Raw genomic sequence first — 23,084 nt, 5'->3', positions numbered from 1 at the left:
ATGGCTTGCTTGAGGTAAGGCATCGCGCGCTGCCTGCAGAATCCGAGTTCGGTCAGGTCCTGAGTTCCCCGCGCTGCGCTCCTTGTCTGCTTCGACATCGTAATCTGCGATTAGGCGACTTCCGAAACATGTCATCATGTTTGGCCAGTCGTGCGTCGCAAGATGGAGCGTCAAAGCGGCGAACGTGAGAGCTGCATCACCGCATTCGGCGCCTTAAGCGGAGCAGTTGCGCCCTCGGCCAGCATATGTGTCCGCGCGCATCCGGGGCTGACTACCGGGAAGACGTCCGGCGAAAGTGGCACTGAGCCTTGTAGTTGCGCCGGGCAGATTGTTGATCCATCTCTCCAATTCATTTCGCAGACTTCGGCGGAAACGCTGCTGATTTGATACCTACGTCGCCTCCTGACCTTCCAGCTTCGCGGAGGTTGTCATTCGCTTGTGCACCCGACCGCTATCGGCGATGGCCGAGTCAAGGCAGGCTCATCGCTTGGGCGATTGTAGCATCGTTTTGCTACACGTGCCGAGATCCTTCGGTGCCCGGCGCCAGTCCATCCACTGGCCCAGGAACTTCAATCCCACGTAGCCAGTAATCCTCAGGATCTCAGGCGACGTACGCCGGATTTCCAAGTCGTAAGTCTTGCCGCTATCTGGATTGTAGACCCGCCCTTGACCCCAGGATCCATCGTCCTGAGGCTTGAGCCCGCTGATGATTGTAAGGCCGCAGATCGGACGCGAGCGCAAGCTAGGATCGGGATTGCGACGGTCCGTCGGGACTTGTCCGTCGTCGCCGACCGGGTCCCTCATCCAGGCGACACGACCGCAGCGCTGTTCGCCGCATGACTTGATCTCGATCGCCGCCTCATTACCGTCGGTGAGCCAAACACCAGTGATATCCTCCAGCACGATCGCATGACTTGGTGCAGTTCCAGTTCCGGCGGCAACCAATGCCCCGAGAGTGCCGATCAGCCGTCTTGCGAATAGGTGCGGACTGTCCGCACGGCTGGCTGCAGAATTCCGGCGATCGAGCGCGGAAGCAATCATGCCGTTTGCTCCGATGGCGTGTGCCGCCCGTGCTTTGGATCTGGCGAGAAGCGACGCTGCCCGGTACTGCGAGCCAGGTCTGTCGAGTATCGGACCGACACCGCTTCACTCACACACTCGCCAGACGGGCTGATCGGCCACATGATCAACTATGGGCCACTCAGACGAGTTCCCGACAGCCACACAATCCCATCGCTGGATGAAACTTCCTGCTCATACAGGCGAGCGGGCTTCACTTCGCACGGGGGCGCTGCAGAAAGACTTGCCAGAACATACGATTTCAGATCACGTTGAATGAGGTTTGCTGTGCCCTCCGGCTAGCGCGGGTTGAGACCTTGTCCGTTCCGACACCTCTCCTCGACACGATCCGCACCCCGAAGGACCTGCGCAACTTGCCCGAAAGCCAGCTTGGGCAAGTCGTCGACGAGCTTCGCACCGAGACGATCAGCGCGGTCTCGGTTACCGGCGGACATCTCGGCGCCGGGCTCGGCGTGGTCGAGCTGACGGTGGCGCTGCATTACGTGTTCGACACTCCCGAGGATCGCCTGGTCTGGGATGTCGGCCATCAGGCCTATCCGCACAAGATCCTCACCGGCCGCCGCGACCGCATCCGGACGCTGCGCCAGGGTGGCGGCCTGTCGGGCTTCACGAAGCGCGCCGAGAGCGAATACGACCCCTTCGGCGCGGCGCATTCCTCGACCTCGATCTCGGCCGGCCTCGGCATGGCCGTCGCGCGGGACCTCGATGGCCGGTCGAACAACGTCATCGCCGTCATCGGCGACGGCGCCATGTCGGCCGGAATGGCCTACGAGGCGATGAATGACGCAGGTGCCAGGCATTCGCGCCTCATCGTGATTCTCAACGACAATGACATGTCGATCGCGCCGCCGGTGGGCGCGATGTCGTCTTATCTCGCGCGGCTCGTCTCGGGCGGCACTTATCGGGGCCTGCGCGAGGCCGCAAAGCAGCTTGCCAAGAAGCTGCCAGAATTTTTCTACGAGAAGGCGGCGCGGGCAGAGGAGTTCGCCCGCGGGTTCTGGACCGGCGGCACGCTCTTCGAGGAACTCGGGTTCTACTATGTTGGCCCAATCGACGGGCACAACCTCGATCACCTTTTGCCGATCCTCAGGAACGTACGGGACTCCGATACTGGCCCGGTGCTCGTCCATGTGGTGACGCAGAAGGGCAAGGGTTATGCCCCCGCCGAAGCCTCGGCCGATAAGTATCACGGCGTCGTCACCTTCGACGTCGTGACGGGCGCCCAAGCGAAGCCCAAGACGAACGCGCCGAGCTACACCAAGGTCTTCGGCGAGAGCCTGATCAAGGAGGCGCGGAAGGACAGCAGGATCGTCGCCATCACAGCGGCCATGCCGTCGGGGACGGGCATCGATCTCTTCGGCAAGGAATTCCCGGCACGGACCTTCGATGTCGGCATCGCCGAGCAGCACGCCGTCACCTTCGCGGCCGGCATGGCGACGGAGGGTTACAAGCCGTTCTGCGCGATCTACTCCACCTTCCTGCAGCGGGCCTATGATCAGGTCGTGCACGACGTAGCAATCCAGAAGCTCCCGGTGCGCTTCACCCTTGACCGGGCAGGCCTCGTGGGCGCCGACGGGCCGACTCATGCGGGCTCGTTCGACATCACCTATCTCGGCTGCCTGCCCGGCATGGTCGTGATGGCCGCCGCCGATGAAGCCGAGCTCGTGCACATGGTGGCGACGGCGGCCGCCTACGACGAGGGCCCGATCGCCTTCCGGTATCCTCGCGGCGAGGGCGTCGGAATCGACCTGCCGGAACGTGGTGTGCCCCTTGCCATCGGGCGGGGTCGGGTTCTGCGCGAAGGCACGCGGATCGCGATCCTGTCGCTCGGGGCGCGCCTTGCTGAGTGCCTCCAGGCCGTGGAGGAACTCGAGAGCCGCGGCCTTTCGACGACGGTCGCCGACGCGCGCTTCGCCAAGCCGCTCGATGAGGAGCTGGTACTTCGGCTCTCGCGCGAGCACGAAGTGCTGATCACAATCGAGGAGGGCTCGGTCGGCGGATTCGGATCCTACGTGCTGCAGCTGCTCACCGAACGCTGCGCGCTCGATCGCGGCAGCTTGAAGGTTCGGACGATGGTGCTGCCCGACATTTTCATCGACCACGACAAGCCGGAGCGCATGTACGCACGGGCGCACCTCGACGCGGCCGGCATCGTCACCAAGGTCTTCGAGGTCCTCGGCCGGGAAACGAGGCTCGGCCACTCTACCAAGCGGCGCGCGAAGAGCTAGGGCCGTGGACCTACAGCTCATTCCGGTGGTATTTGAATGGATTTAAGGGCCTCGACGCTCTTGCATGCACCGATGTGCTATCATCCAGGCGGCGAAAATTCAGCTCGCGCGCCCACCTGCCGCAAGGCGGAGTCACTCTCGTCCAGGGCGCCCTACGTGACCGCGCCGCGATGGCTGCGGCCCTCCCTGCACAGGGCCCGACACCAGTCTCAACCTCGTCCATGTCGACGACGTCGCGATCGGCCACGCCGCGGCCCTCTTCCGCGGCCGGATTGGCGAACGCTATATCGTCGGCGGGCAGAACATCTCCCTTTCGATAATGCTTGCAGAAATCGCTGCTTTGATGGGCCGTCCTCCGCCCAAGTCAAAGCTGCCGCGCGCCCTGATCTACCCCACCATTGGGGCAGAGGCAGTGGCGAAGGGCACTGGCTGGACGCCATTCGCGGCGCCCGATGGCCTTCGCATGGCCCGCCACCACAGGTTCTTCGCCAAAGCCAAGGCATGGCACGAGTCCGGCTGTCAGGCGAGGCCTTATCGGGAGGGACCGCAGATCCCGTCGTGTGGTTCCGTGCGGCCGACTACCTGCCGTGAGCGCCGCTCTCGTGGCCGGTAGCATCTCGCTTGCTGTCTGGCTCTACTTGCTGATCTGCCGGGGTCATTTCTGGCTCTGTGCCGAGCAGGACGATAATCTCGCTCCGAACTGCGAGCTTGCGGGGCGCTGGCCGAGTGTCATTGCGGTGGTGCCGGCACGCAATGAGGCCGATGGGATCGAGCAGAGCATCCACTCTCTGCTGCAACAACGTTATCCGGCGCGATTCACAATTCTTCTCGTCGATGATCAGAGCACTGACTGCACGGCCGCAAGGGCCGAGGCGGTCGCCTCCCACGCGGGGGGCGGCGATCGCCTAACCGTGATCCGCGGCACCGATCTGCCGCCGGCCTGGACTGGCAAGGTATGGGCAATGCAGCAGGGCCTCGCGTATGCGGGCCTGCAAGCCGACCCCCCGGATTTCGTTCTCTTCACCGACGCAGACATCGTTCATGCACCTGACGTCCTCAAGCGGCTCGTAGCTGCAGCCTGCGCGCGTGAGGCCGTCCTCATCTCCCTAATGGCAAAGCTTCGCTGCGAGAGTCTCGCAGAGCGGATCTCCATCCCGGCATTCGTCTTCTTCTTCCAGAAGCTCTTTCCGTTCGCATGGGTCAACGACCCAGCCCGGCGGACAGCCGCAGCTGCGGGTGGCTGCATGCTGGTGCGGCGGGACCCGCTGTTGCGTGCCGGAGGGCTGGCGGCGATCCGCGATGCCCTGATCGATGACTGCGCGCTCGCCATGCTCATGAAAGGCCAAGGCCCGATCTGGCTTGGCCTGACCGAGAAAATTCGCAGCCACCGTGCGTATCCGGCGCTAGGCGATATCCGCCGCATGGTCGCTCGTTCGGCCTATGCCCAACTGCGTTACTCACCGTTGCGTCTAGCCGCCACGCTAGCCGCAATGGCGCTGGTCTATCTGACGCCTCCGTTAACCGCCCTTTGCACAGTCGGCGCAGCGCGGTGGGTCGGTGTTGCGGCCTGGGCGCTCATGGCATTTGCGTTCCAGCCGACCCTGCGGCTTTATGCTTTGAGGCCCATCTGGTCACTGGCGCTGCCTTTGATCGCCGGCATGTACATGGTGTTCACGACGGACTCGGCTCTCCAGCACTGGCGAGGCCGGGGCGGAGCATGGAAGGGTCGATTTCAGGCGGCCGAATCGCGAGGCGCGCACAACCGATGATCACGGCGTCGGAAGCTTGCTCAGGCAAGTCGCACCGCGACGAGAACTTTCCCGTTGCCTCGCGACTCCTTCAACCGAGCCATCGCCCTCCCATCCTCGCCTTCTACCGTTTTGTCCGTGCGGCCGATGACGTCGCCGATCATCCGACCTTGCCGTCAGACGAGAAGCTCGCACTCCTCGACTATCTCGAGCACGCGCTGACGGGACGAGGTCCCACCGCTCCGGAAGCTGAGCCGCTGCGCAGGTGGCTGGTCGAGCGGGACCTTCCGGTGCGTCATGCTCTCGACCTGCTCCAAGCGTTTCGTCTTGACGTTCGCAAGACCCGCTATGCGGACTGGCCCGATCTGATGAGCTATTGTGCCCTGTCGGCGATGCCGGTTGGCCGCTTCGTGCTTGACGTGCATGGCGAACCGCCTTGCACATGGCCAGCCTCGGACGCGCTTTGCGCCGCCTTGCAGGTGATCAACCATCTGCGGGATTGCGGCAAAGATTACCGCACTCTCGATCGCGTTTATGTGCCGGCCGACTTCCTCGCAACCTACGGGATCAGCGTCGAGGCGCTCTGCGCCACAAGGGCGTGCCCTCAGCTGCGTGCCTGCATTGCCGATCTCGCTGATCGGGCGGCGCAACTCCTCGACGAGAGCGCACCCCTCCCGGGTCTCATCGCGGACATGCGACTCGGCCTCGAGGTGGCGGCGATCCGGCGTCTGGCCGCCACTCTCCTCGTTCGTTTGCGCCGGCGCGATCCGTTGAGCGAGCCAGTTCAACTCGGCAGGGCCGGATTTGCGTTCACGGCCATGCTTGGCGTGACAAGAGGCCTCGTCGAACGCATAGTCCGACGGGGCTGCGCGCGACTCCTGTCGGGAAGGCAGGCATCATGACCGCCGCAAACAATGCCGGAACGCAGCAGCCTACGGGCAGCTCGTTCTACACGGCGATGCGGGTCCTGCCGCGGCCCCGGCGCAAGGCCATGTACGCGCTCTATGCGTTCTGCCGCGCCGTCGATGACGTCGCAGACAGCATCGGCCCGCCGGACGAGCGAATGCGGGAACTCGAGAACTGGCGCATCGAGATCGAGCATCTCTTTGCGGGGCGGCCGTCCGAGCGGCTATCGACCCTGGCTCTGCCGATCCGCTGCTTCGGGCTGCAGCAGCAGGATTTTCTCGCTGTTATCGAGGGGATGGAAATGGACGTAGCGGGGCGTCTCAGAGCACCGGATTGGGCAACGCTCGAGCTGTACTGCGACCGGGTGGCGAGTGCCGTCGGGAGGCTGTCTGCACGGATCTTCGGGCTCGAATCCGAACACGCCGATGCGCTGGCCAATCATCTTGGCCGAGCCCTGCAGCTCACCAACATACTGCGCGACCTCGATGAGGATGCAGTCCTTGGCCGCCTGTATCTTCCCCGGGAAGCGCTTGTCGAGGCGGGCATCACTGAGGATGCTCCCGAAGTCGTCCTCGTTCACCCGCGGATCGGCGAGGTATGCACCAGCGTGGTGAAGCGAGCGGCTGGCCATTTCGGCGAGGCGGACAGAATTATGCTGGCATGCCCTCGCGCTCTGGTGCGCGCCCCTCGGCTGATGGCAGCTGCATATGGTACCCTCCTTGAGGAATTGGTGACGCGTGGATGGGATCCCCCGCGCGAGCCTGTCCATGTAGGCCGGCTACGTCTTTTTGCGGCGATTCTACGCTACGGCGTGATCTAATGGCGACCACGGTGCATATCGTCGGCGCCGGCCTTGCCGGCCTTAGCGCGGCGGTGCGCCTGGCCGAGGCTGGACGGCAGGTCGCGGTCTACGACGCGGCCAAGATCGCCGGCGGACGCTGCCGGTCCTATCTCGACACAGCTCTCGGTATCACGATCGACAATGGCAACCACCTGCTCCTGTCCGGCAATTGGGCTGCGCTCGATTTTCTCGCCCGCATCGGATCGCCCGTCGGGCTGAGCGGGCCCGACGCGGCTAACTTTCCATTCGCCGATCTCGCCACCGGCCGTCGCTGGACTCTGCGGCTCAACAATGGTCGGTTGCCCTGGTGGATTCTAGACGCACGACGTCGCGTCCCGGGCAGCCGGGCATGGAATTACTTTGCACCGATCAGGATCCTGCGCGCCCCGTCTTCAACAACCGTCGGCGAAGCAATGGTCTGCGCCGGGCCTTTGTACGAGCGCCTTTGGCGGCCAGTGCTTTTGGCGGCTCTCAACACCGAGCCGAGCGAAGCTGCCGCGGGACTGGCCGCGCAGATCTTGCGTGAGACGCTGGTCGCAGGGGGACACGCTTGTCGGCCGCTGATCGCCATGGCGGGGCTTTCCGCGACCTTCGTCGAACCGGCCCTTCGGTTCCTCGTGTCGAAGGGCGCTTCATTTCATTTCGGCTGGCGGCTGCGCGCCATTGGCTTAGCGGAGGATCGGCCCAAGGAGCTCGATTTCGGGAACGTGCGGATCGCGATCGGGCCTCAAGATGCAGTCGTGCTGGCAGTCCCGGCTTGGGTCGCGCCCGATCTCATCCCGGGCCTGCAGGCACCGGCTAGCTCCCGCGCCATTGTGAATGCCCATTTCCGGGTCGAGCCACCGCCGGACGTGCCGCCGGTCCTCGGGATCATTCACGGCCTCACCGAGTGGCACTTCGCCTATCCGAACCGTTTCTCGGTCACCATTAGCAATGCCGACCGCCTCCTCGACGAGCCGCGGCGGGCCCTCGCGAGAGCCATCTGGCGCGAGGTTTCGATTCTCACGGGGCTCCCCTATGATCTTCCGCCCTGGCAGATTGTGAAGGAGCGACGCGCAACTTTTGCGGCGACTCCAATCGAGGCCTCCAAACGCCCGACCGCGCGAACCCGCTTCCGCGATCTCGTGCTCGCCGGGGACTGGACAGCCACCGGTCTGCCCGCCACCATCGAAGGCGCGGTCCGATCGGGGTATGCGGCTGCATCTGCATTGTCCGGGGCGTCTGCTGCAAAGCAGCTGCAAGCGGAAGCGGCCAAACAGGGTTTCGGTCTTGCACATGGACAACATCCGTTGCGATCGCCCCGATCAACTGTCCGATCTCCTTGACGCGCGGATCGATGCAGCGACCGGTGCTCTGCTCGATTCGGCCCGAACTGACGGCCATTGGTGCTTCGAGCTTGAGGCGGACGCGACCATCCCAGCCGAGTTCATCCTCTTGCAGCACTATCTCGGCGAGGCAGATCCCACGCTCGAGGCGAAGATCGCGGCTTATCTTCGCCGTATTCAGAGGAGCGATGGGGGCTGGCCCCTGTTCCAGGATGGCTCCTTCGATTTGAGCGCCAGCGTGAAGGCTTATTTCGCCCTGAAGATTATCGGCGAGGCGCCCGATGCGCTGCCGATGCGACGGGCTCGCGAGCTGATCCTGACCCATGGAGGAGCGGCGAAAAGCAACGTCTTCACACGTACCTTACTCGCGCTCTACGACGAGATCCCCTGGCATGCCGTCCCTATCATGCCCGTAGAAATCATGCTCCTGCCGAGCTGGTTTCCGTTCCATCTCTCGAAGATCTCATACTGGGCCCGCACGGTTCTCGTGCCGCTCATGGTCCTGCAGGCCCTGAAACCGCGCGCCCGTAATCCACGTGGCATCGGTATCGGGGAACTCTTCACGATCCCACCGGAGCAGCAACGCGATTGGCCGAAGGGGCCACACCAGAAATGGCCGTGGGCACAGGTCTTCGCGGGCATCGACGCCATCCTGCGCGTGGTTGAGCCCTTCTTTCCGAAAGGCTTACGTCAGCGCGCCATCGCGGCGGCAGTCGCCTTCGTCGCTGAGCGCGCTAATGGATGCGACGGGCTCGGCGCCATCTTCCCAGCTATGGCCAATGCCGTCATGATGTATGACGCTCTCGGCTACAAGCGCGACCACTGTCAGGTCGCCATGGCTCGCACAGCGATCGACGGCTTGCTCGTCGTGCGAGGGGACGAGGCCTATTGCCAGCCATGCCTCTCGCCCGTCTGGGATACGGCGCTTGCCTGCCACACCTTGCTCGAGGTCGGCAGCGAGAAAGCACTGGCGCAGGCGCGCCAGGCTCTCGCTTGGCTGATACCGCGCCAGGTTCTCGGTGTCGCGGGCGACTGGTGGACGAAGCGTCCGGGTGTGCCGCCCGGAGGCTGGGCCTTTCAGTATAACAATCCGCACTATCCCGATCTCGACGATACCGCGGTGGTGATCATGGCCATGCATCGGGCCCAGGCGTGCCTTGGCCGGATGGAGGCGACGGATTTCAACAAGCCGATAGCGCGCGGTCGCGCGTGGGTCGAAGGCCTCCAGAGCCACAATGGCGGCTGGGGCGCCTTCGACGTGGACAATACCGCCGAGTACCTCAATCATATTCCGTTCGCGGACCACGGTGCCCTGCTCGATCCTCCCACCGCCGACGTGACGGCGCGCTGCATTTCCATGCTTGCCCAACTTGGCGAGCGACCGGGATCGAGCCCCGCGCTGGCGCGCGGGCTTGCGTATCTCTTGGCAGAGCAAGAAAACGACGGCAGCTGGTTTGGCCGCTGGGGCATGAATTACATCTACGGCACCTGGTCAGCGCTCTGCGCGCTCAACGTGGTGAGAGTCGATCCGCACTCGCAGGCGATGCGCCGCGCAGTGAGGTGGCTTCTCCAGATCCAGAACACAGATGGGGGCTGGGGCGAGGACGGAGACAGCTACCGCCTCGACTACCGGGGTTACGAGCCAGCCCCGAGCACGGCATCGCAGAGCGCCTGGGCTCTCCTCGGCCTGATGGCGGCTGGCGAGATCGACCATCCCGCCGTGATGCGCGGAATCGGATACCTGATGCGCACACAAGGGCCAGATGGGTTCTGGCCCGAAGAACGGTTCACCGCAACTGGCTTCCCGCGGGTTTTTTACCTACGCTATCACGGCTATCCCAAATACTTCCCGCTCTGGGCGCTCGTGCGCTACCGCAACATCAAGCGCGGCAACGGCACAGTTAGGCTGGGCATGTAACGCCAATAGCAGTTATCGTCGACCGGCCCTCCCGTTCAGCTACTGCTGAGACCGGCTGCTCGCAATCGGAAAGGAAAAAGTCTCAGGCTGCCCGCATGAGTTCCGATCGCCCGCTCCCTGTTCTCGTCGCCACCGGGCTTGCACGCGAAGCGCGTCTGGCGGCCGGATCTGACATTGTCACGGTCTGCGCCGGTAGTTCGCCGACGCGGCTGCGGATAGCGCTCGGCGACCACGCGCCTTCCTGTCGCGCAGTAGTCAGCTTCGGAATTGCCGGCGGGCTCGACCCGGCTCTCGCACCAGGCGATGTCGTAGTAGCGACCGGCATTGCTGCTGCGGATGGCCACTGGCCGGCGCACCCGGCCTTTATTCGCGCTTGGGTTCGATGCCTCTCGAAGGGCCGCCATCGCATGATCTTAGCCGGAATCGCGGCTGGGGAAGCTCTTTTGATGTCCCCTGCTGAGAAGGCTGCTCTGCATTCTGCAACGGGAGCCGCGGTAGTCGATTTGGAATCGCATGTCGCTGCCGCGTTCGCCGCCGCACACGGGCTACCATTCGCGGCGATCCGGGCCGTTTGCGATCCAGCCCATAGAGTGCTGCCGCCACTTGCTCGAGAGGCTTTGCGTCCCGACGGACGTGTGGATTTCGCAAGCCTGCTGCGCCAAGTCGTGCGGCAGCCCACGCAACTTACCGCGCTGCCGTGCCTGGCGAGCGATGCATCGGCAGCCTTCGCGAGCTTACGGCATTGTCGCTCGCTTCTCGGACCCGGCTTGGGACTGACCGGCCTCGGCGAGCCTTTCAGCGACGTTGCGTGAGAACACGAACTGCGCCGGCCGTTGCCCGTCGAGCGGGATCTCGGGCGCCATTGGCCCATCCGTTCGTACGCCCCTGAGGGCGACCAGAGCGGCCTTCCACGGGCGGCGGATCGTCTCCGTAACTGCGGATGCCTCATACCCGGAATGGACCATGCAATCGGCGCATTTCTCGTAATTGCCGGTGCCGTAGGAGTCCCAGTCGGTCTCCCCCATCAGCTCCTGATAAGTCTTGGCGTAACCCTCGCCCAGAAGATAGCAGGGGCGCTGCCAGCCCAGCACGGTGCGGGTGGGGTTGCCCCAGGGGGTGCACTGATAGCTTTGATTACCGGCCAAAAAGTCGAGGAAGAGCCGCGACTGGTTGAACGCCCAGCGCTTCCCCCCCCTACCAAGCCGGAAGATGCCGCGGAACAGGTCCTTGGTCGCCTTCCGATTGAGGAAATGCTGCTGGTCTGGCGCTCGCTCGTAGGCATAGCCGGGCGAGACGGTAATACCGTCGACCCCGATCTTCGTCACTGTATCGAAGAAGAAAGCGACCTGCTCGGCGTCGGCTCCCTTAAAGAGGGTACAATTGACTGTGACGCGGAACCCCCTGGCCTTGGCCTGGGTAATGGCGGCGACCACACGATCGTAGACGCCCGCCTGGCAGACCGAGCGATCGTGCATCTCGCGATCGCCATCGAGGTGAATCGACCATGTGAGGCGGGGATTTGGACGGTACTGGTCCAACTTCTTCCCGAGCAGCAGCGCATTGGTGCAGACGATGACGAACTTGCGCCGCGCCATGACAGCTTCGACGATCTTCGGCAGTTCCTTGTGCAGGAGTGGCTCACCGCCTGCGATAGCGACGACAGGCGCGCCACACTCGTCGACGGCCGCGAGGCAATCCTCAACCGAAAGCCGCTTGTTCAGGATCGTGTCCGGGTAATCGATCTTGCCGCAGCCCGCGCAGGCCAGATTGCAGCGGAACAGCGGCTCGAGCATGAGCACCAGCGGATAACGTTTTCGGCCTGCGAGCTCCTGGCGGAGGATGTAGCTGCCGATCGAGATAACCTGGCGAACAGGAATGCCCACGGGCAGCTCCTTGCTTGGACGTGCGGCTGCGGCTTCCGCGTCGCGGCGATGCCTTAAACGCTTGCGAGTTCCGCCGGCAGGCGGAAATTGATGTGCTCCTCAACGCCCGGGAGGACTGAAACCTCAATCGGACCCATGCGGCGGAGGACTTCGATAACGCGTTCGACGAGCGCCTCGGGCGCTGAAGCGCCGGCCGTCACGCCGACGACCTTGGCTCCACACAGCCATGCCGGGTCAATGTCAGTGCCGTCTGCGACCAGGTAACTCGACACGCCGGCCTCCACGCCAATCTCGCGCAGACGGTTAGAATTGGAGCTGTTACGTGCGCCGACCACAAGGACGAGATCGGCGATACGGCAAAGCTCACGCATCGCCATCTGTCGATTCTGCGTGGCATAGCAGATGTCCCGCGTCTCGGGACCGATCACGTCGGAGAAACGGCGCATCAGCGCCGCGATGATCGAACGGGTATCGTCGACGCTCAGGGTCGTCTGTGTCACGTAGGCAATGGGAGTGTCAGTCGGAACGTCGAGCATCTCGATATCCGCCTCAGTCTGCACGAGATGAGCGGCCAGACCATCGATCTGTCCGAGAGTCCCCTCGACCTCAGGATGTCCAGCATGGCCGATGAGCACGAGCGTGCGGCCTTGCGCAACATAGCGTCGGCTTTGATTGTGGACTTTGGTCACCAACGGACAGGTTGCGTCGAGCGTTGGAAGACGACGGGCTTGCGCTTCCGCGACTACGGCGCGGGACACGCCGTGCGCGCTGAAGATCACGACGGCCCCGTCGGGAACCTCATCGAGGTTTTCGACAAAACGAGCGCCCTTCCGCTCCAAGCTCTCGACGACGTAGCGGTTATGGACGATCTCGTGACGAACGTAGATGGGAGCACCATACTTCACGAGTGCCCGCTCTACGATGTCTATGGCGCGGACTACGCCAGCGCAAAAACCGCGGGGTTGTGCGAGGACAACCTTCATGTCCCCTGTCCTCTAACGCTAAGGCCTCTGATCGGTCCCCACCAGTCCGTCCACTATGGTAAAGCCTCAACTTGCTCACGGTGTATAGTCAAGCAGGCGCCCAAAGTTCACTTGACCCAAGCAATCAGGGCTTTAGAGACTATATAGAATCGGGGCCAGATCTGATAAATGGGCCACAGAATGCCATTATAGCATGTTCGCAGCCCTGTGGGAATTCGGCGCCGCTTTGACGGCTGAGCGAGGGAGAGAGCCATGAAGCTACTCGCTGTCCATCCGAGTGGCCTCATGTACACCAGGATCTTCCTGAGGCTTGAGCCTCTGGGACTGGAGCTCGTGGCTGCCGCGGCACGCGCGAATGGGCACGATGTGAGGCTGATCGACCTGCAGGTCGAGAGCCATTCCGACTACTTCCGCTTGATACGGGATTGGCGGCCCGGCGCCGTCGCCTTTTCCTGCAACTACCTGGCGAATGTTCCGGAAATCGTTGATCTCGCCAAGGCCACCAAGGCGGAGCTACCAAACTGCTTCGTCGTGGTTGGCGGGCACAGCGCGTCATTCACGGCCCACGAAATCCTCGAACATGCGCAAGGCGCGGTTGACTGCGTTCTCAGGGGCGAAGGCGAAGCCAGTATTGGGGAGTTGCTCGAGGCCGCAGCAGACGACCGCGCGGCCGTCGCAACGGTGCCTGGGGCCGTTGTAATAGACGGAGAGGGTCCGCCACCGCGCTTCGTCGCTCATCTCGATGATGCACGTGCCGCGCGGGATCTCCTGCGCCATCGCCGCAAATATTTCATCGGTGTTCTGGAGCCCTGCGCCTCAGTCGAGTTCACGCGCGGCTGTCCATGGGACTGCACGTTCTGTAGCGCATGGACCTTCTACGGCCGCAGCTACCGGGCCATGAGCCCCGACCGGGTAGTCGAGGAACTTTCCGCGATCCGGGAGCCCGGCATCTTCATCGTTGATGACGTTGCCTTCGTGCAGGCCAAGCATGGCTTCGAGATCGGAGAGCGACTCGCCAGCAAGGGCATCAAGAAGGAATATTATCTTGAAACGCGCGGTGACGTATTGCTGCGCAATAAGGAAGTGTTCAAATTCTGGACAGGTCTCGGCCTCACGTATTTGTTTATCGGACTTGAGGCGATCGATGAGGAAGGGCTGAAGCACTATCGCAAGCGCACCAGCCTGATCAAGAATTTCGAGGCGCTCGAGTTCGCGCGCTCGCTTGGAATCACAGTCGCGATCAATCTGATTGCCGAGCCCGACTGGGACCGCGACCGTTTCGAGGTTGTCCGTCGCTGGTGCCTGGAGGTTCCCGAGATTGTGAATATTAGTGTAAGCACGCCCTATCCTGGGACCGAGACTTGGCGCACGGAGGCGCGAAGCCTGCAGACCCGCGACTACCGGCTCTTCGACATCCAGCATGCGGTACTTCCCCCTCGCGGAGTTTTACGCCGAGTTGGTGAAAACGCAACGCATCCTGAACCAAAAGCATCTCGGCTGGAAAACCCTGGCACAGACGGCAGGAATAACGGTCCGGCACCTTCTGCAGGGGCAGACAAACTTCCTGCGTATGCTGCTCAAATTCAACAGTGTCTTCGATCCAGTTCTGCAACTGGCCGACCATGAGCGTCCAGTTCGCTACGAGATCGCGCTGCCGCCGGTCCAGCAGGAGCGGGCCGATCCCAGGATGCTCTACATTCACCGACCGCGGGGACGTCAGGGACGCAGCGCGCTCGACGACCATACCGAGCGCTTTGTGGACGAAACCCGCACGGGAACCGCTCCGTCCTGACCTTATTGCCACACCAGCGATAACAGACTGTCTTTGGCTGTAACTTGGCCAGCTCCCATGGAGTTGGTCCGCTGTCAATGTTAGTGCATGATTGGTTTTGGCGCTACGGCTGGAGCGGCCGGCGGCGCTGGTTGGGGTTGCGCCGCCGGCCATAGCACTGCCTCTGGTGCGGGTGGTTTATAGCCCAGCGATGAATGTGGGCGGGCGGAATAGAGATGGCCCGGTGAATTTGGACAGTGGGTTGAGTGGAGTTTCTGCCTGAGAGCAGCCAGAATGGCTGCCGAACAGGAGAGACGATGAGCAAGCGACCCCGCCGCAACCACTCGCCGGCCTTCAAGGCGAAGGTGGCCTTGGCTGCCATCCGCGGTGACAAGACGCTGGTCGAGCTGGCGCAGCAGTTCGATGTGTATCCCAATCAGATCACCGCGTGGAAGAGCCAGCTCTTGGACGGTGCCGCCGACGGGTTCGGCGGCGAGCGATCTGAGCCGAGTATGCCGGCGGTCGACGTGAAGACGCTGCATGCCAAGATCGGCGAGCTGACGCTCTAGAACGATTTTTTATCAGGCGCGCTCGACAAGGCCGGACTGTTGTCGAGCGCCAAGCGATGATCGACCGGACGCATGCCTTGCCGATATCCGCCCGGGCCAAGCTCTTGGGCATCAGCCGCGGCAGCGTCTCCTATCAGTCGTGTGCAACCTCGGACGCCGATCTGGCAATCATGCGGCGCATCGACGAACTGCATTTGACATATCCGTTTGCCGGCAGCCGTATGCTGCGTGATCTGCTTGCCAGCGAAGGCATCCAGGTCGGCCGGCTGCATATCGCGACCTTGATGAAGAAGATGGGGATCGAAGCGCTCTATCGCGGGCCGCGCACCACCAAGCCGGCACCGGGGCACAAGGTCTATCCCTATCTGCTGCGCGATCTTGAGGTCATCAGGCCCGATCAGGTCTGGGCCATGGATCTGACCTACATCCCCATGGCACGTGGCTTTGTTGATCTCGCGGCTGTTGTCGATTGGTACAGCCGACGCGTGCTCAGCTGGCGGCTGTCGATCACCATGGAAGCGGCGTTCCGCGTCGAGGCACTGGATGAGGCACTCGCCCGGTACGGAAAGCCCGAGATCGTCAACACTGACCAGGGCAGCCAGTTCACCAGTGCTGCCGTCACTGACGTTCTGATCCAGAGCGAGATCGCCATCAGCATGGACGGCAGAGGCGCTTGGCGCGACAACATCTTCGTCGAGCGGCTATGGCGGACGGTCAAGTATGAGAAGGTTTATCTGCATGCCTACGGCAGCGGCGCCGATGCACGGTCCTCGCTCAGCCAATATCTGAGCTTCTACAATACCCGCAGATCTCACGCGAGCCTTGACCGGCGAGCACCCGATCAGGCCTACTTCACCCAGCCGCGCCGCGCCGCGGCATGAACCCGGCAGACGCTCCACTTAGCCAGCGCGTTTAGCTGTTCAGACAAACCGAGCCACCTCAGTCCGATCACGATCTGGGCCTCCTTGAGCGTGTAGAAGATCTCGCCATTGAGAAGCTCATCCCGGAGCTGACCTCCGTCACGCCGATCGAGCGGATCGCCTCTGCAAATGTCTGGCCCTGTGCCGTCAGCACATCCACCTGCCGCAGCTTCGCGACGATCTCTCCGGCCGTGTGTCGTCTCTTGCTCATTCTCTCGTCCTCCATCCGGCTCAAAAGCCATACATCAGGGAGGACCACTTCTCAGGGGGCAGACCAGGCTTCTGCCTTCGTGGGCGCCCGGTCGCGCAGGGCCGCCTTCAGGCCCGGCTGCACCGACTTCGGCGCCGTGTTGAGCACGTTGGCGCTCTTGTGCACATCGCAGCGCTGATGATGGGTGCCCGGGAAGAGCTCGTCGAGCGCCTTCCAGAAGCCGAGCGCCCCATCACCCACGGCAATGTGAGGCGCAATCGACAGCCCCCGCCGTTTGATCTCGACGAGCAGTTCGCGCCAGCTCTGCGCGCTCTCGCGCACGCCGGTCTGGAAGCCGACCAGTTCCTTCTTACCCTCCGGCGTGGCGCCGATCAGCACCAGCATGCATTCGGCATGCCCCTCCGTGCGAGCCTGGAGATAGACGCCGTCGGCCCAGACATAGACATACCGTCGCGCTGAGAGATCGCGCGCCTGCCAGCGCTCGTACTCGGCCTGCCATTCGCCAGTTAGCCGGGAGATCACCGAGGGCGAGAGATTGGGAGCCTCCTTGCCGAGCAGAGCCGAGAGCGCCTCCTGGAAATCGCCGGTCGAGACGCCGCGCAGGTAGAGGAGCGGCAGCAGTGCATCCAGGCTCTTCGTCCGGCGCGCCCATTTCGGCAGAAGGGCGAGGTGAAGCGGATCCGATCCGCATCGCTGGTGGCGCCGCGCTCGCGGATCTTGACCCGGCTGACGGCCACCGGGCCGATCCCGGTCTGGATCGTGCGTTCAGGCCCGTGGCCATGCCGCACCAGACGCTCGTGTCCATCCGGCAGCTTCAGGGCGCGCATGCTGGCGAGATAGGCCTCGACTTCGAGCTCGATGGCCTGCGCGAGCAGCTGGCGCGCACCGGTGCGCAGGATTTCGGTCAGGGAATCGTCGATTGCATCGGGCTGACGAAAGCGGAAGACGTTGGTAGGTTCGCTCATGGCGCATCGCTCTCCTCGAGAGATTCTGGCAGGCTCGACACCCGCCTCGATACGCCGCCCTCCTCACACCGTCATCACCCACATTCCGCCATAGCTCTCAATCACCCTGGTCCAATTCCACCCAGTCAGGTCAGGAGAAGGCGCGAGGACTAACTCCACGTTTAAGCAAGATCGGAAAGATTTAGCGCCAATAAAAGATTTAGCGCCAATAGAAGCCATAACCTGGAGAGAAACCAGGGATTCCAAATGGCGCGAGGTTCAGCCCGCCATAGAGCCCCATGAACATCTCTTGCCAGGGATCACGACGCGCAACGCCCTCATCTCCCCCAACTGAAAGTGGGGTGCCGCCAACACCCAAGTCACCAGTGATACCAACCACGCCCGAAACCCCTTGCAGGTATTCAGTAAAGGCTTTCTGTTGAGCGCCGACCATATCAAGGTACGAGCGGTACTGCTCTTCTGCAAGCTTTCGTGCCGCGGCTTGGGCGCGGTCGGACCCGGTACGCCGAGCGTCAACTAGAGACCGCGCAATCTCAGCTTGATGCTCAGATGTGACATCTGTCATATCTTCTGCAGCCAGCGCAGCTTCTCGACGTAGGACCTCTCCAATGATCCGGCCGAGTTCACTAGCGTACTCGGCATAGCTTGACGCTAAACGTGCGCGATGCTCCATAGCTGAGGTCTGTAGCTGTCTACGCCACCGTACCTCACTCCGTTGCAGAGTATCGGCCGGAGACTCCCCTCCTGCGTTTCCACCAGCTTGAGGGTTGCTGGATGTCTCATTGTCGGAGACCATTGTATACTCCCTCGCCGGGTCGTTTGGTCCGAGCAGTCGGCATAATTCTGCCAAAACCCGCCTTTCCGGGCAATGCTTCAAGTGAGCATAAATTCGGTCATCAGGGGAGGTTCGTGTGCATCGCCACACCGCGCTTATTCTTTGCGATACTCGGTCGGTAAACGATCTCGCCAAGTTGACGGTCGGAGCAGGATTCCGAGTTTTGGCTGCTCCCTGGAGGAGATGTAGTCTAAAGAACGGAGCGGTTGTTGTTGAAACGCCTGAAGTTTACTTTAACGGAGAGAGTTGCTTGGTTGAGGCTACGGTGCATCTTCGGCCTGCCTTCATCTTTGCACCAACCCTTGGCCCGAATATTTGCGCACATGGCGTCCAGCTGGCGACTGGGTCTGGTGCTTACTGGGGTCACATAACCAGCTCGTCGAGGAAATCCCCACCCCCAGACGATTCAGCCCGCAGGTCGAACCTGCCGCCAGCTCCTCTCGCATTCAGCATTGCCGAGAGTAGATCCTGTTCGCCCGGTCTCCAGCTGGTATCAGAGATACTTCTTGGCAGCGCGGCCGAAGCAACTATTGATCGCAGGACTGTCATGGACGCGTTCCATTCCGCGGCGGCAAGATACCGAGCTGACAACCTTGCCGGCTGTCAAGATGTTCTTGCACATGTGGCACTTGGAGTGTGTGGCACGGGCGAATACAAAATTTTTGATTCGTTTCTCCTCCAAGCGAATGCACGGTGTCCGAACTGGCATAGCACCGCCCAAGCTTGGCTCCTGATCGCCCATCAACGGGCGAGCGATACCGAGGCCGTTTCCGTCCCATCTCGGACGACAGCGGTAGGCAAGACCGAAGACCCATCGCTACGGCCCCTCCTCCCACAACTTTTCGATACCCCGATCTCGATCGAAACCGAGTTCATCCCAGATGCAAAGCTTGTCTATCTCGATCCTCGGTTAGCTCCAACGAAAGCGGAGGATTCCTCAGCCGAAATCATTCAGGCCCTGTGTCGACGACGCTGCACGACGAATACGGCTAGCACCTCGCTGGAGCCTCGGCTTGTAGAGGTTGGTGTTGGTCGCGCTTGCCTTGTTGACGAGGTCAAGCTCGGTGGAGAGACCACATACTATGACTATACCGTTTTAGGTATTGGTTTAACACCCTTCAGTGAGGGTGGGTACGTTGAGATTGGTCGAAAGATTGACGGAAAGGCCTCGCTCGTGCGGGCTTTGCACCGCAAGGCGGCAGCCGAACGGCTCGAGCAACACGGTTGCAGGGCTGGCCTCGTTACTGCAATCTTTCAGCTAGAAGACGATGGCATCGAGATGCCGGATGGAGCGACGTCACCCGCAGCACTGATAGCCCGAGCCTTTCGATGTGCCTTTCGCGTGAAGCAGCTTGACCCGCTAATTTGTTGCATGCATAGTATTCAGCATACGCCTCTCGTATTCGATTACATCGAACGCAAGGCTAAAGCCATGAAATTCGGTTGCGATCTGAATGCGAGCCGAACGTTGTTTGATGACGAGGCGCTAGCAGTAGCACTTGAACAGCAAATGCCGTCGCAAGAGGCTCTCCGAGAGCTCTTAAGTCACTCCGGTAGCTACGAGACACACGACTGGACCTCTCTCATTGTGAGAGCTCGCCAGCAGGCGATCGACGATTATGCGCCGCTCCTTGTGGACCTCGCAAAAAGCCGCCTTTCCGCGGAGACACAGGCATCTTCGGGCACAATTTCAGATATTGAATACATAGAATGGTTTGCAGGCATTGTAGGCTCACAACTTGCAACATGGCGAGACTTGCGATTCCTTCATGATTACCACCATCCCGGTGTGAGCCGCTGGCAGCCAGGGCATTTATATACGCTAGGGGAGAATAACGTCACATTGCTTGCTGAATTCCCTGATCTTGATACCGGCGTCTTCATCGACGAGGACCCGGCCTACCTGAACTTACATCTCCAACTCGGGAGGGATGACATCAGAGTTCTGCAGAACCACTACCACTTGTTCCATCGACGCGACGTCTTAGCAGCCAGAACTGTTGTCCGAACACTTACCCAGGTTCTCTTTCGAGGTGACGACAAGATGGCTCAACACACGGCCAAACGCTTCGATCAAAGCTATGCAAGTGCGTAGAGATGAATCCACGCATAATTCGGCCGCTCTAGATCCAGGATCGCTCCTGCACAGTATCGGTGCTCCGGATCTGCCGCTGGCACGTGCACTTATGTGTGAACGACTGCGAAGACATCGGATCAACGAGGACGTAATTTGCGCTTTTGCTCTAGTCCCCCGGCATGCATTCGCGCCGCTTCACAGGTGGCGAGTGGCTTACCTTGATCTTAGCCTCTGGGCTGGCGGGGCGTGGCTGATTGCGCCAAGTACTGTCGCCCGCATGGTTACTGCGATCAATCGAGAACCGGGTCAGCGTATCCTGGAGCTAGGTACTGGGACCGGCTTTCAAACAGCTCTCCTTGCTGCACTACACACGCATGTAGCGAGTGTAGATGTATCGCCGGGATGCGTTTACCTCGCAGCGGAGCGACTTAAAAGGTTGGGAGCCTCGCACGTCACAACTGCTGTCGCGAGTCGATTGCTTAGCGGTGTTACTGACTCCTTTGACGTAGTCCTGTCAAATGTAGCAACGGCGTGCCCTGTGAAACTCTTTGGGAACCACGTCCGTGCGGGTGGCGTGCTGGTAGCGCCGACAATAATGGCTGACTCTTCACAACGCCTCATAAAATACGCCAAGGCTTCCAACGAGATTAGCGATGCGGTTGACCTCGGCCCGTGCTGCATGCCGCAAGCCGGGGATTGGTTATAGGAACCCACCATGGGGCAGCTTCCTCCGAACAGCAAGTCGGACTTGGGTAGACAGAATCCTTGCCTGCCTTCCGGCAACTGCATAGGGGCCGGGCATGACATTTATCGTGAAATCGCATGCCTGAGCGAAGATGTTACGCGCTCGCCTGCGGCCTTCACCGGGCTGATTACGCAATCTCCATACGTTGTGAGCGGAAAGGTAGGGAAACTCTATGCTCAACGATATCGTACTATAAAGGCGTGGCAGCAAGGGTGCTTGGAGTTACTCTCCGCGAGCATCTCGGGCACAACCTCTCCCGTCGTGGCTCAAAGCTTTCTTGATCACCTGCCGCACCACTTCGGATGGCTACATCATCAAAGCCAACGGGAGGTATGTGTCCACACTCCTATTTTCTTTCGAACCGATCAAACCTGCAACGGCAGGATTGTGGAGGTACAATGCCCTGGTTCTCTTTGGGGCGTCCATGAGATCCTAATGGAGTACTACTCCAGTCAGGGCAACACTGCGGTACAGTCAGCGACCAGTTTGTCGAAAAATTTCGTGGACGCGCTCCGCCGGCACTGCATATCTGAGCCTATTGTTCATCATCTACTTGACAATTCATCTCATCCGGCTGGGGAGCGTTTCTTTATTCAACGAGTGCGGTCTTCAGTGCGCTATTTCGGCTTTGACCCGGATATATCTCCGCGAGAGTGCAATTTCGTGCGCGCTCATGACTTCTGGAGTTTGCTAACTGAAAATTTCGCATCTGAGCGTCTTGCCCAGCTTGTTGAAGGGAAGTCGGTCTATGATCTTCCGCCAGTGGCAGTTTTTGATCAAAAGCTTGCGCTGGCATTGCCGTTTTGGGACGAGACGCGAGCTCACTTCCCGGACGACGTGCGGCTCCTTTTTCCGTATACGACCATGGTTACCCCGGCCGGAGTTCGATTAAGCGGGGGGGAGTGGGCAACAATCGAACAGTTCGCGGCAATGCCGCGCAAAGCGCGGGACTACTTTCTGAAGTACGCTGGATCGGACGTTTCCCGGAACTGGGGGAGTCGGGCCGTGTTCCATCTGGGCAAACTCTCAGGTAAGGCGTGCGAGGCGTATCTTTACGAGGCGCTTAAGAGATATTCAGCCGGTGAGCGCTGGATTATCCAGGAGCAAGTACCGAGCAGCGAACGGGTGACATTTATTAATAGACGCGGCGTTCCTGAAACGACGATGGCACATTCAAAGCACAGTGTTTTTTACGGCCCGACAGGACCACTAGGAGTGCTAGTGATGTTTGAGCGTTTTTATAAGGTGCATGGGAGCTCTGAGACCATCACATCCGTGGGGGTGCCGGATAAGAGCGGGGTCGCGTATGATCCGGAGAATAGATCCAGACTATCTTAGAGCAACAGCGCAGACACCGGCTGTACGAGCGTTGAAGACGCGAGGCCATGAGCTATTGCAGATCCAAGCTGGCGATACAGTTGTTGACGTGGGGTGCGGACCAGGGATTGATACGATTGAACTGGCAAGGCTTGTCGGTCCCGGAGGAGCAGTCGTGGGCATCGATGGCGACTTACATATGATAGAGCAAGCAAACCGACTTGCCACGGCTGCAGGCGTCGGCGCGATCGCCCGTCATGTAGTCGGTAACGCGACTTATATTAATCTTGGAAGCGAGAGTGCGGATGCCGTATATTGCGAGCGCGTTCTGCAACACGTGACGTGGCCCGGAACCTACGAGGTTGGTCGTGAGATCCAGCGTATCCTGAAATCAGGAGGGAGACTCGTAATCATCGATACAGACTGGGCTTCGTTGTCGGTAGCCTCGCCGGATCCCTGGCTAGAAAGACGAATAGTTGCCGAACACGTACTTGGGTTCGCGAATCCATTCTCTGGTCGTCAGTTGCCTGCTCTTCTAGCGAACTTGGCGGTATCGAACAGAATATTCGAGACCTACAACCTTCCACTGTCATTCGATGCAGTGGAATTTCTGCTAAGACCTGCTATACAGCGTGGTATTGCCGCAGGCCGGATAAGCACGGCTGAGGGTGCACAATGGTGGCATGGGCTTGGAGTGGGACGAGACTACGGTTTGTTCTTCGCGCATGTATCTATGGTTTTGGCAGCGGCTCGCAAGATCTG

17 protein-coding genes and 3 pseudogenes are annotated in these 23,084 nt (G+C 61.2%); 13 read left to right on the top strand and 7 right to left on the bottom strand.

All coding sequences use genetic code 11. The features are described 5' to 3' along the window. Window positions 1-480 precede the first annotated feature (480 nt). Window positions 481-1,041, bottom strand: a complete 561-nt coding sequence (locus BN1233_RS33150) for a DUF2147 domain-containing protein (RefSeq protein ID WP_048709771.1) — start codon at window positions 1,039-1,041, stop codon at window positions 481-483. Between the two features lie 335 nt (window positions 1,042-1,376). Here BN1233_RS33150 and dxs point away from each other — a divergent pair, with 335 nt between their 5' ends. The 7 genes from dxs (at window position 1,377) to BN1233_RS45230 (ending at window position 10,858) form a co-directional block, all read left to right on the top strand. Then, a complete protein-coding gene (gene dxs / locus BN1233_RS33145; RefSeq protein WP_046867898.1) occupies window positions 1,377-3,308 on the top strand; it encodes a 1-deoxy-D-xylulose-5-phosphate synthase in 1,932 nt (643 codons plus the stop codon). 587 nt (window positions 3,309-3,895) lie between these two features. Continuing rightward, a complete protein-coding gene (locus BN1233_RS33140; protein WP_052764034.1) occupies window positions 3,896-5,077 on the top strand; it encodes a glycosyltransferase in 1,182 nt (393 codons plus the stop codon). After that, entirely contained in the window at window positions 5,074-5,958 is an 885-nt protein-coding gene (gene hpnC, locus BN1233_RS33135; RefSeq protein ID WP_046867896.1) for a squalene synthase HpnC, read from the top strand. Before BN1233_RS33140 ends, hpnC begins: the two co-directional genes overlap by 4 nt. Next, window positions 5,955-6,782: a presqualene diphosphate synthase HpnD gene (hpnD, locus tag BN1233_RS33130; protein WP_046867895.1), complete on the top strand. Its 828-nt coding sequence runs from the start codon at window positions 5,955-5,957 to the stop codon at window positions 6,780-6,782. The genes hpnC and hpnD overlap by 4 nt, the downstream gene beginning before the upstream one ends. Next, window positions 6,782-8,128 (top strand): hydroxysqualene dehydroxylase HpnE, encoded by a 1,347-nt coding sequence (gene hpnE / locus BN1233_RS33125; RefSeq protein WP_063776741.1) that lies wholly within the window; start codon window positions 6,782-6,784, stop codon window positions 8,126-8,128. Before hpnD ends, hpnE begins: the two co-directional genes overlap by 1 nt. Continuing rightward, window positions 8,079-10,046 (top strand): squalene--hopene cyclase, encoded by a 1,968-nt coding sequence (gene shc, locus BN1233_RS33120; protein ID WP_046867894.1) that lies wholly within the window; start codon window positions 8,079-8,081, stop codon window positions 10,044-10,046. Before hpnE ends, shc begins: the two co-directional genes overlap by 50 nt. Window positions 10,047-10,141: 95 nt before the next feature. Further along, window positions 10,142-10,858: a phosphorylase gene (locus BN1233_RS45230; RefSeq protein ID WP_074078417.1), complete on the top strand. Its 717-nt coding sequence runs from the start codon at window positions 10,142-10,144 to the stop codon at window positions 10,856-10,858. Here the strand turns inward: BN1233_RS45230 and hpnH are convergent. Together hpnH and ispH are read right to left on the bottom strand one after the other, a co-directional pair. Continuing rightward, on the bottom strand, window positions 10,781-11,929 hold the full coding sequence (gene hpnH / locus BN1233_RS33110; protein WP_046867892.1) for an adenosyl-hopene transferase HpnH: 1,149 nt from the start codon (window positions 11,927-11,929) through the stop codon (window positions 10,781-10,783). The two genes, BN1233_RS45230 and hpnH, sit on opposite strands and share 78 nt — an antisense overlap. Before the next feature lie 53 nt (window positions 11,930-11,982). After that, the gene (gene ispH, locus BN1233_RS33105; protein ID WP_046867891.1) at window positions 11,983-12,912 is read right to left on the bottom strand and encodes a 4-hydroxy-3-methylbut-2-enyl diphosphate reductase; all 930 of its coding nucleotides are present in this window, start codon (window positions 12,910-12,912) and stop codon (window positions 11,983-11,985) included. Between the two features lie 252 nt (window positions 12,913-13,164). Here ispH and hpnR point away from each other — a divergent pair, with 252 nt between their 5' ends. Further along, on the top strand, window positions 13,165-14,538 hold the full coding sequence (gene hpnR, locus BN1233_RS33100) for a hopanoid C-3 methylase HpnR (protein ID WP_197094631.1): 1,374 nt from the start codon (window positions 13,165-13,167) through the stop codon (window positions 14,536-14,538). 246 nt (window positions 14,539-14,784) lie between these two features. On the opposite strand, the pseudogene BN1233_RS50130 reads toward hpnR, so the two are convergent. Beyond that, window positions 14,785-14,922, bottom strand: a pseudogene (locus BN1233_RS50130) (IS3 family transposase); the annotation flags it as partial. Between the two features lie 78 nt (window positions 14,923-15,000). Between BN1233_RS50130 and BN1233_RS33090 the strand changes: the two are divergent. Then, window positions 15,001-16,133, top strand: a protein-coding gene (locus tag BN1233_RS33090) for an IS3 family transposase (RefSeq protein WP_425311764.1) whose coding sequence is annotated in 2 segments (ribosomal slippage) — window positions 15,001-15,250 and window positions 15,250-16,133 — 1,134 coding nt in all. Because the reading frame shifts where the segments join, the coding sequence is not laid out codon by codon here. 127 nt (window positions 16,134-16,260) lie between these two features. Here BN1233_RS33090 and BN1233_RS47680 read toward each other — a convergent pair. The 3 genes and pseudogenes from BN1233_RS47680 to BN1233_RS33075 form a co-directional block, all read right to left on the bottom strand. Beyond that, window positions 16,261-16,383 (bottom strand): annotated as a pseudogene (locus tag BN1233_RS47680) (IS3 family transposase); the annotation flags it as partial. 57 nt (window positions 16,384-16,440) lie between these two features. After that, window positions 16,441-17,348: pseudogene (locus BN1233_RS33080) on the bottom strand (IS256 family transposase); the annotation flags it as partial. A 199-nt stretch (window positions 17,349-17,547) separates the two neighbouring features. Then, on the bottom strand, window positions 17,548-17,913 hold the full coding sequence (locus BN1233_RS33075) for a hypothetical protein (RefSeq protein WP_046867888.1): 366 nt from the start codon (window positions 17,911-17,913) through the stop codon (window positions 17,548-17,550). A gap of 817 nt (window positions 17,914-18,730) precedes the next feature. Between BN1233_RS33075 and BN1233_RS33070 the strand changes: the two genes are divergently transcribed. From BN1233_RS33070 to BN1233_RS45220, 4 genes are all read left to right on the top strand, one after another. Beyond that, window positions 18,731-20,278, top strand: a complete 1,548-nt coding sequence (locus BN1233_RS33070; RefSeq protein ID WP_046867887.1) for a hypothetical protein — start codon at window positions 18,731-18,733, stop codon at window positions 20,276-20,278. Further along, on the top strand, window positions 20,265-20,966 hold the full coding sequence (locus tag BN1233_RS51330) for a protein-L-isoaspartate O-methyltransferase family protein (protein WP_082145797.1): 702 nt from the start codon (window positions 20,265-20,267) through the stop codon (window positions 20,964-20,966). The genes BN1233_RS33070 and BN1233_RS51330 overlap by 14 nt, the downstream gene beginning before the upstream one ends. 474 nt (window positions 20,967-21,440) lie before the next feature. Further along, a complete protein-coding gene (locus BN1233_RS33065) occupies window positions 21,441-22,343 on the top strand; it encodes a hypothetical protein (protein WP_048709763.1) in 903 nt (300 codons plus the stop codon). Further along, window positions 22,255-23,084: methyltransferase domain-containing protein (locus BN1233_RS45220; RefSeq protein WP_082145809.1), on the top strand; the 830-nt coding region annotated here is incomplete at its 3' end. The genes BN1233_RS33065 and BN1233_RS45220, both read left to right, overlap by 89 nt.

Source organism: Microvirga massiliensis (genome assembly GCF_001006805.1).
In the GTDB taxonomy this organism is placed as follows: Bacteria; Pseudomonadota; Alphaproteobacteria; order Rhizobiales; family Beijerinckiaceae; genus Microvirga; species Microvirga massiliensis.
Note: the sequence above shows the minus strand (reverse complement) of the source record. Positions and strands in the feature narration are given on the sequence as shown.